Origin of the sequence: Promicromonospora iranensis, from assembly GCF_028994805.1 — a bacterium.
In the GTDB taxonomy this organism is placed as follows: Bacteria; Actinomycetota; Actinomycetes; order Actinomycetales; family Cellulomonadaceae; genus Promicromonospora; species Promicromonospora iranensis.
In genome coordinates, this window is the sequence record NZ_JAJQQP010000009.1 from 153,019 (window position 1) to 167,639 (window position 14,621).

Sequence of the window (14,621 nt, forward strand, 5' to 3'; positions counted from 1 at the left end):
TGTGGTGGACGAGGCTCACGAGCTCGCGGCACGGTCGTCAGGCGCGCAGGGTCTCCAGGTGCTCTGCGATCCGGCCGATCGCCTCGGTGAGGACGTCGACGTCGGGGAGGGTCACGAGGCGGAAGTGGTCGGGCTCCGGCCAGTTGAACCCGGAGCCGTGGGTCACCAGGATCTTCTTGGCGCGCAGCAGGCCGATGACGAACGCCTCGTCGTCCTTGATCGGGTATACCTCGGGGTCCAGCCGCGGGAAGCAGTACAGCGCGCCGCGGGGCCGCACCGAGGTGACGCCCGGAATCTCGTTGAGCAGCTTGTCGGCGAGCATGGACTGCTCGTAGAACCGGCCGCCGGGCACGATCAGCTGGTTGATCGACTGGTAGCCGCCGAGCGCCGTCTGGATGGCGTGCTGCGCCGGCACGTTGGCGCACATGCGCATGTTCGCCACCAGGGTGAGTCCCTCGATGAAGTCGGCGGCGCGGTGCTTGGGGCCCGAGATCATGGCCCACCCCGACCGGTAGCCGCAGATCCGGTACGCCTTGGACAGCCCGCTGAACGTGATGCACAGGACGTCGTCGGCCGCGTACGTGGCGGTGTGGTGGTGGGTGGCGCCGTCGAACAGGATCTTCTCGTAGATCTCGTCGCTCAGGAGCACCAGGTCGTGCTTGCGGGCCAGCTCCGCCAGACCCTTGACGGTGCCCTCGCTGTAGACCGCGCCCGTCGGGTTGTTCGGGTTGATGATCACCAGCGCCTTGGTGGCCGGCGTGATCAGGGCCTCGATGTCCTCCAGGTCAGGGTTCCAGCCGTTCTCCTCGTCGCACCGGTAGTGCACGGGCGTGCCGCCCTGCAGGCTCACTGCCCCGGTCCACAGCGGGTAGTCCGGTGCGGGAACCAGCACCTCGTCGCCGTCGTCGACCAGGGCCTGCAGCACCAGGCTGATCATCTCGGACACACCGTTGCCGATGTAGACGTCGTCCACGTGGGTGTCGATGCCGTGCGACTGGTAGTAGTGCGCCACCGCGGTGCGTGCCGAGTAGATGCCACGGCTGTCGCTGTAGCCCTGCGCCTCGGGCAGGTGGTGGATCATGTCCGCGAGGACCGCCTCGGGCGCCTCGAACCCGAACGGCGCCGGGTTGCCGATGTTCAGCTTGAGGATCTTGTGGCCCTCGGCCTCCAGCCGGTACGCCTCCTCGAGGATGGGACCCCGGACGTCGTAGCGGACGGACTTCAGCTTGCGGCTCTGCCGGATCTCTCGCACCGGCACATGCTCTCAGATCCCTGGACCGGCTCCGGAACAGGCACTCCGGTACGTGGTGAGGGCTCCGGATGATCTCGGAGCGGTCGGTGGTCCGTAACCAGCGACGATGCCCTCTCTACGTCTGTAGTCACAGGCCAGGCGGACCTCGCCCGGCCGGTCGGACACAGGGGCAGGAAACAGATGACCGCTTCACATGACGCGTCGGGACCGGACGGCTTCTCCGAGCCGCCGCGAGAGACGGACGACACCTCCGACCGACAGTCGGCGGCCGGCGTGACCGCGGCTCTCGTCCTGGCCCTGTGGTTCGCCATCGTGCTGGTGGTCGTGGGCGTCCAGGTGCTCCTGAACCAGATCTTCGGCACTGGTCTCGAGGTAGGAGCGCTGCCCGGCGTCTGGGACTGGACGCTCACCATCGCGGCCGCCGTGGGGACGTGGGCCCTGGTCAGCAGCCGCCATCCCAGGGTCGGTCCCCCGGCCGAACCGGACGGGATCTCCGGTCGGCAGTCGGCGGTCGGCGTGACCGTGGTTCTCGTCCTGGCCTTGTGGGTCGCCATCGTGCTGGTGCTGGCGACCGTCCAGATACTCCTGGACCGGATCTTCGGCATCACCATCGAGGTGGGTTCGTTGCCCGGCGTCTGGAACTGGTTGCTCACGTTCGGGCTCGTCGCCGGGACGTGGGCCTTCGTCCGTAGCCGCCATCCCGCGATCGGTCCCTGACGAGGGCTGGTCACCCCTCCGCGAGCCGCGGCGGGAACCCGCCCGTCGCGATCGGGCCCCAGCGTTCGACGGTGATCCGCACGAGCGACTTGCCCTGCTCGACCATGGCGGCGCGGTACTCGTCCCAGTCCGGGTGCTCCTTGCCTGCGGCCGCACGGAAGTAGTCGACCAGCGGCTCGACGGAGTCAGGGATGTCCAGCACCTCGGCCGTGCCGTCCACCTGGACCCACGCGTCCCCGAAGTCCTCGCCGAGCGCCATGAACGACGCCGCGGGCCGCTTCTTCAGGTTCCGGACCTTGGCGCGCTCCGGGTAGGTCGAGACGACGACGCGCCCCTGCTGGTCCACGCCGTACGTGACGGGGCTCAGCTGCGGGGCGCCGTCGGCCCGGCTGGTCACGAGGATCCCGTTGCGGCGCGAGCGGAGGAACTCCAGCAGCTCGTCGCGGGTCACCGTGGTGTTGGTTGCGATCGTCCTGGCCATGTGCAGCAGGTTACGTCAGGCAGGACAGGAGCCCTGGCGACGGCTCGCCAGGGCTCCCTCTCACCAGGGTCAGACGCCGGCCGGGCTCGGTGCCGTGGGAGCAGGCGTTGCCGGAGCAGGCGACGCGGGCGTGGCAGGACCCGGCTCGGCCGGGCCTGGCTCAGGCGGAGCATCGGCGGGCGTGTTCTCGCTCGGCCGGCCGAGGATCCACTCCGTGGAGAACAGGACCTTGTCGGTCAGGCGCAGCATCTCGTCCCGGATCCCGACGTGCGGGGTCGAGAACGCGAGCCGCGCGACCGACTGCTTGCCCGGCGCCTCGGCCCAGTAGTCGATCAGGAGCAGCGGGACGTCCTGACCGCCGACTTCCTCGGAGCCGTGCGTGAGCCGGATGTGGCGCAGGAACGGTCCGGACAGCGTCTCGGTGCGGGTCAGTGCGTCGTCGGGGCCAGGGTTGGCGCCGAGCCGGTCCTGGATGCGCTGGAGGTGGCTCGAGCTGCCCTCCTCAGGGCCCAGATCGTGCCAGTAGAGGGTCACGTTCAGCGCGAGCGCCGTCTCCTGGCCGGGCAGGAGCAGGTAGGCCATGGCCTGGCCGCCGGCGGCCTCGGCCTTGTCGGCGACCTCGATCATCTTCTGTCGCAGGTCGCGCCGCAGGGGAGCGGAGCGGTCGCTGAGCTTGACCGTCTGCTGCTTCACGATCTCGCGGATCTGGCGGTCACGCCGCTCGGGATCGTCGAGCTCGACGATGGCCCAGTGCTCGGGCAGGTTCAGCTCGATGCCGATGCCGCGGAACCCGCCGGGGTTCTCGACCGTGCCGAGGGCGTGCAGGGCCTCGCCGCTGATCCCGGCGCCTGTCTCGTCGAACAGGCCGGTCGGGTCGTCTGCGGGGGGCTGCGGGTCGAGGAGCGCCAACGTCTCGTCGACCCCGAGGGTCATGGTGTTGGGCCCAGCGGCGTCGATGACGACCTGTTGGAGCGCGTCACCGTGCCGCTTGATGAATGGGCCCAGCGAGTCGCGCCGGCGCAGGCTGAACGCGCGGTCCGGGGCGTTTCTGAGGAACTCGCCCAGGGTCTGCGTCGTCGAGAACAGACAGAGCTGGTAGGGCTTGGCCGATCCCTCCGGAGTGGGGAACACCTGGATCTGGGGTGTGCCGTCCCCGCGATCGAGGATCGGCACGACGACGGCGTCGTCCCGCAGCGCTTCGCCGACAGCGGCGCGGTCACCCGCCGCCAGGGCCAGGGCGAGCGCGGGCGAGCCGACGTCGGACTGCGGGTCGACGGTCGGACTTTCGATGTCGGGGCCGACAGGTCCCACCTGGGACGCTTCGTCGCTCATACCTGAGGGTCTCCTCCGTTCCGTTCGAGAACCTGGACAGCGTCGGCGGCGGCGTTGACGACGGCGCTCCAGCCCGGATGAGCCAGGTACGCCGCGTCGGGCTGGTCGCCCAGCTCGTCGATGATCGGCTCCAGGACGGAGTTGAGCTTCTCCAGCACGTCGACCTCGTCGGTCGTGATGATCGACCCGACGCTCTCGACCGGGTCGGGCAACACCATGGTGTCGTCGTAGAAGACGTGAACGTTGAGGTCCAGGTCGTCGTAGTACGCCCCGTCCTCTGACAGCTTTCCCCATCGTGTGCGTTGGTGCTCGAGGTTGCTCAAGGAGCGGAGAGATGTGACCACCTGAGCCCGCATCTCGGGGTACTGGATCTTGTTGCTCACGGCTTGTTCCACTCCGTCCACTGCATCCAATCTGCCAGCGGGACGTGCCCTTGTGGGTTCTCCTGGAGGGCCCCGGTCCCGGGGAGCGGTCTCCCGTCTGGTCCGAGGACCTTACCCCCGCTCCGTACGACCACATGATCGACTTGCTGAAAAGGCCCAGTGTGCGTGGGGTCGCCCTCGTCCATACGGAATCCGTTCCCCTGGTAGTCAGGATCCTGCCATCGCTGGCCGACCTTCTTCTTGTTGGGCCTCCCCGGCCCCCAGCTCTCAGGCAGCTTGTTCCGGGCCGCAGCCACCTTGTCCCCCCAGCTGGCTGCGCCGCCCTGGTGGGTGTTGTGGACCAGGACGGGTGTGTCGCCCGCGTGGACGTAGTAGTTGAGGTTGTTCTCGACGTGGAAGTTGTACACTTCCACGATGTCGGCCAGGTCGCGTTCCTCGACCCGGACCGCTTCCAGGACAACAGTGCCCTCGGGCGTGATCAGGATGTCGCCGGGACGCAGGTTCCCGGCCGGCTGCCAGCCGCGGTCCTGGACCATGAAGGGGTGCTCGGGCGTGGTCGACACGGTCGCGCCGTTGACGGTCAGGTGGTGCAGCGCCAGGGTCTGGCGCACGAACGTCTCGGCGACCAGCTGCAGCTCGTCCAGCCCCGTGACCAGGTTGCGGGTCCAGACCTTGTCCCCGACCCGGATGTCCTCGATCGGCTTGGTGCCGTCCGCCGTCAGCACCGGGGTACCAGCCACGAAGCAGGCGCCCATCCCGAGCATGCAGTTCTTGCCCGACTTCACACCCTGGTTCACCGCTGTCTTGCTCATCCCCTTGGCCAGGCCCATCGCGGCCTTGGCCGCACCACCCAGACCAATCAGCGAGAGCGCCGCGCCCGCAATGGCCAGCCCGGCCTCCGCCCAGGACCGCTCACCCGTCGCGGCCAGGGTGATGTTCGCGACCGCGCTGACTATCGCGGCCACCGCCGCGATCACGATCAGCACCCCGGCCAGGGCGGTGCCCACGACGGGGATGAACGCGACGATGATCGCGAGGATCCCCGCGATGGTGGAGATCATGTCCGCGATGTCCGCGATCGCGGCGACCAGCTTGGAGCCCCAGTTGTCCCACCACCCGTCATTCAGGTCGTCCGAGCTGGTGATCTCCTCGATCCGGTCGATCGCGTGCTCGGCGGCCCGGTCCCGGTCCGAGACCGCGGAATCGATGTCCGACTTCGCCGAACTGATGGACCCGGCAGCCTGATCAGCCTCACCACCGGCCTGCCGCGCCTTCTGCTCGTACTCCGATTTCTCCGTCTCGTCCTTCGCGGAGTCGGCGAGGTCCTGCCACCGGTCCTGCGACCCGGACGCCGCCTGCGCCGCGTCCTGCGCCTCACGGGCCCGATCCAACGCGGACAGGGTCTCGGACTGCACGCGCTCCAACGAGCTGGCGTACCCGACCAGGGCCTCACCCGCGGCGACGTACCGGCCGTGGGCCTTGCGGATCTCCCCGATGGTGTCTTCCTTGGTCGCCATCAGCGCGTCCACGGCCTGCGAGACGGTGCCGTCCACATCCAACCGGGACATCGAGGAGGCGGCGTTGTCGATCGAGGACGCGACCTCCAGATACTCCTGCCCACCCGAGAGCACCAGCACCGGGTCACCCGGCGTCGGATCAGCGTCCAACCCCACCGGCGACCAGTCAGACGGCCTCATACCGGAACGTTCCCCGACGTCGGCGCCGGCGCCGAGCCCTCACCCGTGACGCCGTCGGCGAGCTGCTGGTCGACGTCCGTGAACGCCTCGGCCACCTGCGTCGACGACTCCGCCAGCATCCGCAGGTTCTCCGTCATCTTCTCCCGCGTGTCATCCCACTTGTGCGCGAAGTCCCGCACGACCCCTGCCAGTCCCTCGTGCCCGACGGCACCAGCGATCCGGTCACTGTTCGCATTCGCGTTCTCGAACTCGTTCGCCACCGTCGTCAGGCTCGAACCCAGCTCTCGAACCGCATCCAGATCCATCTTCAGGTCAGCCATCGGCCCGCCCCTTCCATCCGTCCATGGCCTGCACAGGCCCCCGTCCCTACCCCTGCTGAGCAGCGAGAATACTGGGCTGGATACGCGCGCACCATGGATATAAGTACCCATGGACCGTTCCCCGAGACCAGCTGTGGTCGTCACGCACTAGACTCGTCGGCGCGCCGTGAGGCGCTCCCCACGTCGTCGTCCCGCCCGCCGGGGCGCTCGCCGACGGGACCTCATCCTCCGTACGAAAGGAACGCTCAGTGCTCCGCACCCACACGGCCGGCTCACTACGGGCCGAGCACATCGGCCAGACCGTCACCCTCACGGGCTGGGTCGATCGCCGCCGTGACCACGGGGGAGTGGCGTTCATCGACCTGCGTGACGCGTCGGGCATCGCCCAGGTCGTCATCCGGGACGAGGAGATCGCCCACCCGCTGCGCGCGGAGTACGTGCTGCAGGTGACCGGTGAGGTCGGCCGCCGCCCCGAGGGCAACGCCAACCCCAACCTCGCCACCGGCGAGATCGAGGTGGTCGCGACCGAGGTCGTCACCCTGAACGAGTCGGCCCCGCTGCCGTTCCAGGTGTCCACTGCGCTCGCGGACACCGAGGTCATCGGCGAGGAGGCGCGCCTCAAGCACCGCTACCTCGACCTGCGCCGTCCGGCGCCCGCCGCCGCGCTCCGCCTGCGGTCGAAGGCCAACCAGGCCGCGCGCCGCGTGCTGGACGAGCAGGAGTTCGTCGAGATCGAGACGCCGACGCTCACCCGGTCCACCCCCGAGGGCGCCCGCGACTTCCTGGTCCCGGCCCGCCTGGCGCCCGGCTCCTGGTACGCCCTGCCCCAGTCGCCGCAGCTGTTCAAGCAGCTCCTCATGGTCAGCGGCATGGAGCGCTACTACCAGATCGCCCGCTGCTACCGCGACGAGGACTTCCGCGCGGACCGCCAGCCGGAGTTCACGCAGCTCGACGTCGAGATGAGCTTCGTGGACCAGGACGACGTCATCGCCCTGGGCGAGAAGATCCTGCAGGCCCTGTGGGCGCTGATCGACGTCGAGATCCCGACCCCGATCCAGCGCATGACGTTCCACGAGGCCATGCGTCTCTACGGTTCCGACAAGCCAGACCTGCGCTTCGGCAACCCGATCGTCGAGCTGACGGACTTCTTCAAGGACACGCCGTTCCGCGTGTTCCAGGCGGAGTACGTGGGCGCCGTCGTGATGAAGGGCGGCGCGTCGCAGCCGCGCCGCCAGTTCGACGCGTGGCAGGAGTGGGCCAAGCAGCGCGGCGCGCGGGGCCTCGCGTACGTGACGTTCTCGGAGGAGGGTGAGCTCGGCGGCCCGGTCGCCAAGAACCTGTCCGACGACGAGCGCGCGAACCTCGCGAAGGTCACCGGCGCCGAGCCGGGCGACGCCGTGTTCTTCGCCGCGGGCAAGACCACCGACTCCCGGGCGCTGCTCGGGGCGGCGCGCGTCGAGATCGCGCACCGGACCGGCCAGATCGACGAGGACGCCTGGGCGTTCGTGTGGATCGTGGACGCACCCCTGTTCAAGCCGGCCGGCGAGGACGACGACGTCGACCTCGGCTCGTCCGCCTGGACCGCCGTGCACCACGCGTTCACGTCGCCGACCCCGGAGTGGGTCGACACGTTCGAGCAGGCGCCGGGCGAGGCGCTGGCCTACGCGTACGACATCGTCTGCAACGGCAACGAGATCGGTGGCGGCTCGATCCGTATCCACCGCCGCGACGTGCAGGAGCGTGTCTTCGAGGTGATGGGCATCGGTCAGGAGGAGGCGCAGGAGAAGTTCGGCTTCCTGCTCGACGCCTTCGCGTTCGGCGCTCCGCCGCACGGCGGCATCGCGTTCGGCTGGGACCGCATCGTGGCCCTGCTGACGAAGTCGGCCTCGATCCGCGACGTCATCGCGTTCCCGAAGTCGGGCGGTGGGTTCGACCCGCTGACCGCGGCGCCGGCGCCGATCACGCCGGAGCAGCGCAAGGAGGCCGGCGTCGACTTCAAGCCCGAGGCCGCCGTGCCCGTGGCGGCCACCACGGCGTGACCCGGCTGGGCCGTCACGGGCTCGACCACGTCTTCCACACCGTCCGGAACGACTTCCTCGAGGCCGCCCGGTCGTGGACCGACAGCACGGCGCCGGACGACGCCGGCGTGGCCGCCGTCGTCGAGCTCGTCGACCCGACGGGCGAGCGTGCCGGACGCGTCTACACGGCGGTCGGTGAGCCCGAGCGCGTAACCGCCGTGCTCCGGACGGTGACGCCGGACGACACGGTGCGCGGCGTGCTGGTCACCCGCGGTACCGGGGCCCTGGCCGGGGAGATCCTCTCCGGCTGGGGCCTCGGCCCGGCCGCCACCTGGGACCGGATGGCCACCGAGACGGCGCCGAAGGTGCCCGACGTCGGCGGCGCCGTCGTGGAACGGCTCGACCTCGACCGGGACATCGACGAGATGGCGGACGTGCTCGCCGAGGCGAACCCGAACAGCCGGCTGGGCGTGCGTGACCCCCGCGCGCGCCGCGCCCGCTGGTACGGCGTCCGGCTGCCGTCGGACGGTGCGGGACGCCGGAAGGGTGCGCTCGTCGCCGTCGGCTCGGCCACCCCGGTTCCCGGCGACGCCGTGCACCTGGGCGCGATCGGGACCTTGCCGGAGTTCCGCGGCCGCGGGTACGCCGGAGCCATGACGGCACGCATGACGGCGGACGGGGTGGCCGAACGCGGGCTGGTGACGCTCGGGCTGTACGACGACAACGTCGCCGCGCGCCGGGTCTACGACCGGCTCGGCTTCGTGCTGGAGCACGAGGTGGAGCAGTGGCACCGGGTCTGACCCGCGTGTTTGCCGGGCGCGCCCACGTCTTCACTGGTTAGGTGGAGTCGGGGCGCTGGTCCCGGCGCCTCCGGACCCAGACCTGGAAGGCAGCCTCATGACCGAGAACGACGGCGGCACACCGCGCGATCCTCAGCAGGATCCGGAGACGCCGCCCACGCAGCCGGTGCCCGAGTCGTTCGGAGCGGAGCCGGCTCCGGGCGGACCGGCGCAGCCCGGCCGCAGCGAGCCCTTCGAGCAGGGTACGACCGAGCCTTATGGACAGGCCGGCGCGAACGCGCCGTACGGGCAGGCGAGTACGCCGTACGAGCAGCAGAGCGGGTCGGGATACGGCCAGCCGGCGGCACCTGCGGTCACCCAGTACGGGTACGCGGCGACGCCGCCGAAGAACGACCTGGCCGTCTGGTCGCTGGTCACGGGAATCCTCAGCTACGTGACGTGCCCGCTCCTGCTCGGCATCGCGGCGATCGTGACGGGCGTCAAGGGCCGACGGGCCGCCGACGAGGGTCTCGCGAACAACCGCGGCATGGCGACCGCGGGCCTGATCCTGGGCTGGATCAACGTGGCGCTTGCGCTCCTCGGTGTTGTGTTCTTCGTCTTCGTGCTCGGCGCCGGGCTGCTGTCCGGCGGTATCAGCCAGTGGAACGACATGAACGGCTACTGAACCTCCGGCGTGGGGAGAGCTCCCCACGCGATTTACGTGCCGTACAGGCCCTCCGACCTGTAGGTTTGGCTCCTCCTCGCCGGTTCAGCCCCGGCACGACGCAAGCAGAAAGGCAGCACGATGACCCAGCCCGACGGCGGCCAGTCGCCGTACGACCCGCCGCAGCAGCCGCAGCAGCCCGACCAGGGCCAGCCCGGTGCGGCTCCGGGGGAGCCGGCGCCGTACCAGCAGACGCCGTACCCGCAGGCGCCGCAGGGTCCGGTCTACGCGCAGGGCGGCCAGCCCGGCGCCTACGGTGCCGGGCCGCTGCCGAAGAACAGCCTCGGCGTGTGGTCGCTCGTGCTGGGCATCCTGTCGGTCCTGGGCTGCGGTCTCCTCACTGGTATCGCCGCCATCATCACCGGCTCGAAGAGCCGTCGGGCGCAGCGGGAGGGCCTGGCCGACAACGGCGGCATGGGCCTGGCCGGCCTGATCATGGGCTGGATCGGCACGGTGCTCATCACCCTGGGCTGGGCCGCGTACCTGGTGTTCATCGGTTTCCTGGTCAACTCGCCGGAGTTCCAGGACGACATCGAGCAGGAGCTCGAGCAGCAGTACCAGCAGGAGCTCGACCAGGGGCTCGAGCAGGGCATCGACCCGTCGCTCGACCCCGAGCTCCAGGACGCGCTCGACCAGCTCGAGCAGCTCGAGAACGGCTAGTCCCGCCTCCGCGTTCGTCCAGCAGGTCCCTGGTCAGCCCGTCACACACCGAAGCGCACCTCATCCGGCGTGTGACGGGCTGATCTGCACGTTCACGTACCGCGCCGTCCGGCGCGGCCGAGCACGGAAGGCAGCACGATGACCCAGTCCGACGGGTGGAAGTCCCCGTACGACCCGCCTCAGCAGGACGCTCCTGGGCCGGTCCCCGACCCGGCTCCCGCAGCCCCGGTCCCGGACCAGGGGGCAGTTCCGCCCCCGTACGGGCAGCCGTACCCGGACCTGCAGCAGCCCGCGCCGCAGCAGCCCTCCCCGCAGCCCTACCAGCAGGGGCCGTACCAGCCGTATCAGCAGCCGTACCAGCAGGGGCCCGCCTACCAGCCGGGGCAGCCTCAGCCGGCGCCCTACGGCGCGCCCTACGGGTACGCCGCTTCGCCCGAGAAGAACGCGCTCGGCGTGTGGTCGCTCGTGCTGGGCATCCTCAGCGTCGTCATGCTGTTCAGCTGCTTCGTCGGGTTCCTCGCTGCCATCCCCGCCGTCATCACGGGTCACCTGAGCCGCAAGGCGCAGAAGGAAGGGCTGGCGGACAACGCGGGCCTGGCCCTCGGGGGCATCATCACGGGCTGGGTGACGATCGGGCTGACGGCTCTCGTGGTCATCGTCGTCGCGATCCTGTTCAGCATCCCGGAGTTCCGCGAGGGCTTCTTCAGCGACTCGAGCACCTATTCGGACTACTGAAGCCCGGACCACTGAAGCCCGGCCTGCCGAAGCGCGCGGGCCGGGCGACGCCCGTGGGTGTCACACCTGGGCGGCCGCGACGTAGCCGTCGGGGCGGACGAGCAGGGAGGTCGCGCCGCCGTCGGCCCGGCGGGCCAGGACGCGCTCGGCGGGGTCGACCTCGCCGAGCGCGGCCGGCAGGTCGGGCATCGGCGCACCCGCCGGGGCGACCAGGACGAACCGGCCCGCACGCAGCGCCTCGGCGAGGCGCCGGCCGCCCTCCAGCGGCAGGTCGCGCGCCCGTGTGCCGACCAGCGGGTGCGCCCCGCGGGGCCGCGGGTAGGCGATACCGAGCGCGGAGACGAAGCCGGCCGCCCGGCGCCGGATCGGGGCCGCCCGCGACACGATGCCGACGCCGATGGCGCTCGCGACCGAGGCGACCGGTCCCCGGCTGGTCGCCGCCCGCAGGATCCCGCCGCTGGCGCGCAGGACCTGCCGGCCGACGGGGTGCCGCTCGGCCTCGTAGCTGTCGAGGACGGCGGTGCCGGCGTCGCCGGGCAGCCGCAGTGCCGCGGCGAGCTTCCAGCCGAGGTTCGCGGCGTCCTGCATACCCGTGTTCATGCCGAGCCCGCCCGCCGGGCTGTGCACGTGCGCGGCATCTCCCGCGAGGAGCACGCGGCCCGTGCGGTAGGTGGGAGCCTGCCGCTCGTCGGAGTGGAACCGGGACAGGAAGCGCGGCTCGGTCATGCCGTAGTCGTCGCCCAGGGTGGCTCGCGCGATGGCGCGCACCTCGTCCAGGTCGACCGGCTCGTCCTCGCTCACGTCGCGGTTCCCGTGCCAGCCGATGAACCGGTACCAGCCGTCGCCGAACGGGGCGATGAAGCCGAGCGACTCGTTCGCCGCCGCGACGGTGAGGGCGTCGGCGGGCTCACGGGTCAGCCGGACGTCGGCCAGGACCATCGACCGGATGACTGCCCGGCCCGGGAACGGGATGCCGACAGCGCTCCGCACCGTGGACCGGGCGCCGTCCGTGCCGACCAGGTACCTGGCCCGCAGGTCCGGACCGTCCGCGGTGGTGACGGTGACGCCCTCGTCGTCCTGGCTCAGGGACACGACCTCGCTGTCGTGGCGGAGCTCGGCGCCGGCCTCCTGGGCCCGGCGCCGCAGCAGCCGTTCCACCTCGTACTGGGGCACGACGAGCACGTACTGGAACCGGGAGGGCAGAGCCTCGAGGCTGATCGTGAGGCGATCCAGGAGCCGGACGCTCCCGACCGGCTGCCCGGTGGCGACCAGCTCGTCCGCGAGGCCGCGCGCGTCGAGCACCTCGAGGCTGCGGGCGTGCACGGCGAACGCGCGGGTGAGGTTGCTCAGCTCGGCCGGACGCTTCTCCAGCACGGCGACCCGAGGCCCCGCGGTGGCGAGGTCCCCCGCGAGCAGGAGGCCCGTGGGCCCTGCTCCGACCACGACGACGTCCGTATCCATGGTGTCCTCCTCGTTGCCTGGCCAACGGTTGTTGGCCAACGCTTGTTGACAACCCTAGCGAGCGGCGCGCAAGGACGTCAACGGATGTTGGCCTACAGTTGTAGGCATGACAGGTCCCGTGTCTCCGCGCCGCCGCTCCGACGTGACCCGCACCTCGATCCTGGACGCGGCGCGGGAGCGCTTCGCCTCCGACGGCTACGACCGCGCGACCGTGCGCGCCATCGCCCGTGACGCCGGGATCGACCCCTCCATGGTCATGCGCTACTACGGTTCCAAGGACGGGCTGTTCGCCGCGGTGATCGACGTCGAGCTCGACTTCCCGGACCTCGGCGAGCTCGATCCGGACCGGCTGGGCGTCGTCCTGGTCACGCACTTCCTGGAGCTGTGGGAGCGCGACACCGTGCTGCGCACCCTGCTCCGGGTGGGGGTGACCAACGAGTCCGGTTCCGACCGCCTGCGTCAGGTGTTCGCCACCCAGCTCGTGCCGGCCGCTCGGACCTTCGTACCCGACCCGGCCGACGCCGAACGGCGCGCCGCGCTCGTGGCCTCGCAGGTGCTGGGCATGGCGCTGGTGCGGTACGTGCTGCAGTTCGGCCCGGCCGCGGACATGTCTCGGGAGGACGTGATCGCCTGGCTTGCGCCGACCGTCCAGCGGTACATCACTGCGGAGACGCCCTGACCCGAGCCGAGTCGTGCGCGGCTGAGCCTGCGCACGGCCGAGCCGGGGCGCGACTCAGCCGGCCCGGGGCCACACGACGGTGAACCGGGCGCCGTCGTCAGGCGACTCGCCCACGGCGACGCGGCCGCCCCGCCGGCGGACGAGCTCGCCGACCAGTGCCAGGCCGAGCCCAGCGCCGCCGGAGGTGCGAGCGCGGTCGTCCGAGACCCGGTAGAAGCGATCGAAGATCTTCGACCGGTGCTCCGTCCGGACGCCCGGACCGTCGTCGTCGACGAGCACGCGCACGGTGGACCGGCTCGCGAGCACCGAGACCACCACCCGGGTGCGGGTGTACCGGCAGGCGTTGCGCAGCAGGTTGTCGAGGACCAGCTCGATCTCGGTCTGCGCGGCGGCGGCCCAGGCCCGGCCCGTCATGGCGTTGACCACGATCGGCACGGGCTGCTCCCCGGCGCGGTCCACCGCGGCGCGCACCTCGTCCACCAGGTCGCCGGAGTCCGCCGGAGGCAGCTCGCCCGCGTCCGAGCGCGCCAGGGCCAGCAGCCCGTCGAGGAGCGCGGACAGCCGCTCGGCCTCCGTCAGGACGTCCGCGTGCACCTCGTGCGACAGCTCGGGATCAGGATTGGCCACCGCGACCTCCGACAGCACGCGGATCGACGCCACGGGGGACCGGAGCTCGTGCGCGGCGTCGCCGGTGAACCGCCGCAGCCGTTCCGTGGTCGCGTCCTGCTGGTCCAGGAGGACGTTGAAGTCGTCGGCCAGTGCACGGAGCTCCCCGGCGGCGGCGTCGGGCACCTCGACACGCGCGCCGGGTGCGAGACGTCGGACGGACCGGCGCATCCGGGCCACCGGGCGCAGCGCCGAACCGACGGCGAACCAGATCGCAACCCCGGCCACGACCGACCCGACGAGGGCGGTGACCAGCAGCCAGCGGCTGCCCGAGGCCTCGGCGGCCTCCTGTCCTACGAGCCCGGTCCCGACGGCCACGAGCCGCTGGCTCCCGTCGGGGGCCGTGACGACCGCGCCGTGCCAGCGGACCGATCCCCGGCCGTCCGTCGTGGTCGGCGTACCGGCCTTCAGGGCCCGGATCTCCGCACGCGTCAGGGCGGGTGGCGCGCCGTCGTCGACGGGTCCGCCCGCGGTGTCCAGGACCCGCACCTCCAGGCCGTCGGGGGAGGCCGGCGCGGCACCGGCGGCGACGGCGCGGGTCGCGCCGCCCAGCGCCTCCTGGAGCTCGTCGTCCACGGCGTCCGTCAGCAGCGGCCCGAGCCCTCGCCCCGCGACCGTCGCCAGACCGAGCAGGCAGGCCAGCGTGACCGCGGTGGCAAGGGCGGTGATCCGCAGGCGCAGCGACATGCCCACGCGGCGCCCGCTCGCCGGCACGCG

General features: G+C 71.2%; 15 protein-coding genes. 7 read left to right on the forward strand and 8 right to left on the reverse strand.

Going from position 1 to position 14,621, the window contains the following annotated elements; translation table 11 throughout:
* Positions 1-37 precede the first annotated feature (37 nt).
* On the reverse strand, positions 38-1,252 hold the full coding sequence (locus tag LUM46_RS16625) for a pyridoxal phosphate-dependent aminotransferase (protein ID WP_274995320.1): 1,215 nt from the start codon (positions 1,250-1,252) through the stop codon (positions 38-40).
* Between the two features lie 180 nt (positions 1,253-1,432).
* Between LUM46_RS16625 and LUM46_RS16630 the strand changes: the two genes are divergently transcribed.
* The gene (locus tag LUM46_RS16630; protein ID WP_274995321.1) at positions 1,433-1,969 is read left to right on the forward strand and encodes a hypothetical protein; all 537 of its coding nucleotides are present in this window, start codon (positions 1,433-1,435) and stop codon (positions 1,967-1,969) included.
* 10 nt (positions 1,970-1,979) lie between these two features.
* Here the strand turns inward: LUM46_RS16630 and LUM46_RS16635 are convergent, their stop codons facing one another.
* From LUM46_RS16635 to LUM46_RS16655, 5 genes are all read right to left on the reverse strand, one after another.
* On the reverse strand, positions 1,980-2,450 hold the full coding sequence (locus LUM46_RS16635; protein ID WP_274995322.1) for a PPOX class F420-dependent oxidoreductase: 471 nt from the start codon (positions 2,448-2,450) through the stop codon (positions 1,980-1,982).
* Between the two features lie 69 nt (positions 2,451-2,519).
* On the reverse strand, positions 2,520-3,782 hold the full coding sequence (locus LUM46_RS16640; protein WP_274995324.1) for a hypothetical protein: 1,263 nt from the start codon (positions 3,780-3,782) through the stop codon (positions 2,520-2,522).
* Positions 3,779-4,165: an SCO4402 family protein gene (locus tag LUM46_RS16645; RefSeq protein WP_274995325.1), complete on the reverse strand. Its 387-nt coding sequence runs from the start codon at positions 4,163-4,165 to the stop codon at positions 3,779-3,781. The genes LUM46_RS16640 and LUM46_RS16645 overlap by 4 nt, the downstream gene beginning before the upstream one ends.
* Positions 4,162-5,862, reverse strand: a complete 1,701-nt coding sequence (locus LUM46_RS16650; protein ID WP_274995326.1) for a polymorphic toxin-type HINT domain-containing protein — start codon at positions 5,860-5,862, stop codon at positions 4,162-4,164. Before LUM46_RS16650 ends, LUM46_RS16645 begins: the two co-directional genes overlap by 4 nt.
* Positions 5,859-6,182: a hypothetical protein gene (locus LUM46_RS16655; protein WP_274995329.1), complete on the reverse strand. Its 324-nt coding sequence runs from the start codon at positions 6,180-6,182 to the stop codon at positions 5,859-5,861. The genes LUM46_RS16650 and LUM46_RS16655 overlap by 4 nt, the downstream gene beginning before the upstream one ends.
* Before the next feature lie 248 nt (positions 6,183-6,430).
* Here LUM46_RS16655 and aspS point away from each other — a divergent pair, with 248 nt between their 5' ends.
* The 5 genes from aspS to LUM46_RS16680 all read left to right on the forward strand — a co-directional run bounded on the left by aspS (position 6,431) and on the right by LUM46_RS16680 (position 11,098).
* Positions 6,431-8,221 carry an aspartate--tRNA ligase gene (aspS, locus tag LUM46_RS16660; protein WP_274995331.1) on the forward strand — a complete coding sequence of 597 codons (1,791 nt, stop codon included), beginning with the start codon at positions 6,431-6,433 and terminating at the stop codon, positions 8,219-8,221.
* The gene (locus LUM46_RS16665; RefSeq protein WP_274995333.1) at positions 8,218-9,000 is read left to right on the forward strand and encodes a GNAT family N-acetyltransferase; all 783 of its coding nucleotides are present in this window, start codon (positions 8,218-8,220) and stop codon (positions 8,998-9,000) included. Before aspS ends, LUM46_RS16665 begins: the two co-directional genes overlap by 4 nt.
* A 97-nt stretch (positions 9,001-9,097) precedes the next feature.
* A complete protein-coding gene (locus tag LUM46_RS16670) occupies positions 9,098-9,664 on the forward strand; it encodes a DUF4190 domain-containing protein (RefSeq protein WP_274995334.1) in 567 nt (188 codons plus the stop codon).
* A 120-nt stretch (positions 9,665-9,784) separates the two neighbouring features.
* Positions 9,785-10,363 (forward strand): DUF4190 domain-containing protein, encoded by a 579-nt coding sequence (locus LUM46_RS16675; protein ID WP_274995335.1) that lies wholly within the window; start codon positions 9,785-9,787, stop codon positions 10,361-10,363.
* Between the two features lie 138 nt (positions 10,364-10,501).
* Positions 10,502-11,098, forward strand: coding sequence for a DUF4190 domain-containing protein (locus LUM46_RS16680; protein WP_274995336.1), 597 nt, complete (start codon positions 10,502-10,504; stop codon positions 11,096-11,098).
* Between the two features lie 60 nt (positions 11,099-11,158).
* Here LUM46_RS16680 and LUM46_RS16685 read toward each other — a convergent pair whose 3' ends face one another.
* Positions 11,159-12,559 carry an FAD-dependent monooxygenase gene (locus tag LUM46_RS16685; RefSeq protein WP_274995337.1) on the reverse strand — a complete coding sequence of 467 codons (1,401 nt, stop codon included), beginning with the start codon at positions 12,557-12,559 and terminating at the stop codon, positions 11,159-11,161.
* Positions 12,560-12,665: 106 nt separating this feature from the next.
* Here LUM46_RS16685 and LUM46_RS16690 point away from each other — a divergent pair, with 106 nt between their 5' ends.
* Positions 12,666-13,238, forward strand: coding sequence for a TetR/AcrR family transcriptional regulator (locus LUM46_RS16690; protein WP_274995338.1), 573 nt, complete (start codon positions 12,666-12,668; stop codon positions 13,236-13,238).
* A gap of 54 nt (positions 13,239-13,292) precedes the next feature.
* On the opposite strand, the gene LUM46_RS16695 is transcribed toward LUM46_RS16690, so the two are convergent.
* Positions 13,293-14,618 (reverse strand): sensor histidine kinase, encoded by a 1,326-nt coding sequence (locus tag LUM46_RS16695; protein ID WP_274995339.1) that lies wholly within the window; start codon positions 14,616-14,618, stop codon positions 13,293-13,295.
* Between the last annotated feature and the right edge of the window lie 3 nt (positions 14,619-14,621).

Coding starts and splice junctions, on each gene's coding strand:
- LUM46_RS16630 (WP_274995321.1), top strand. CDS start 1,433: ATGACCGCTTCACATGACGCGTCGGGACCGGACGGCTTCTCCGAGCCG.
- LUM46_RS16635 (WP_274995322.1), bottom strand. CDS start 2,450: ATGGCCAGGACGATCGCAACCAACACCACGGTGACCCGCGACGAGCTG.
- LUM46_RS16640 (WP_274995324.1), bottom strand. CDS start 3,782: ATGAGCGACGAAGCGTCCCAGGTGGGACCTGTCGGCCCCGACATCGAA.
- LUM46_RS16650 (WP_274995326.1), bottom strand. CDS start 5,862: ATGAGGCCGTCTGACTGGTCGCCGGTGGGGTTGGACGCTGATCCGACG.
- LUM46_RS16655 (WP_274995329.1), bottom strand. CDS start 6,182: ATGGCTGACCTGAAGATGGATCTGGATGCGGTTCGAGAGCTGGGTTCG.
- LUM46_RS16670 (WP_274995334.1), top strand. CDS start 9,098: ATGACCGAGAACGACGGCGGCACACCGCGCGATCCTCAGCAGGATCCG.
- LUM46_RS16675 (WP_274995335.1), top strand. CDS start 9,785: ATGACCCAGCCCGACGGCGGCCAGTCGCCGTACGACCCGCCGCAGCAG.
- LUM46_RS16680 (WP_274995336.1), top strand. CDS start 10,502: ATGACCCAGTCCGACGGGTGGAAGTCCCCGTACGACCCGCCTCAGCAG.
- LUM46_RS16685 (WP_274995337.1), bottom strand. CDS start 12,559: ATGGATACGGACGTCGTCGTGGTCGGAGCAGGGCCCACGGGCCTCCTG.
- LUM46_RS16690 (WP_274995338.1), top strand. CDS start 12,666: ATGACAGGTCCCGTGTCTCCGCGCCGCCGCTCCGACGTGACCCGCACC.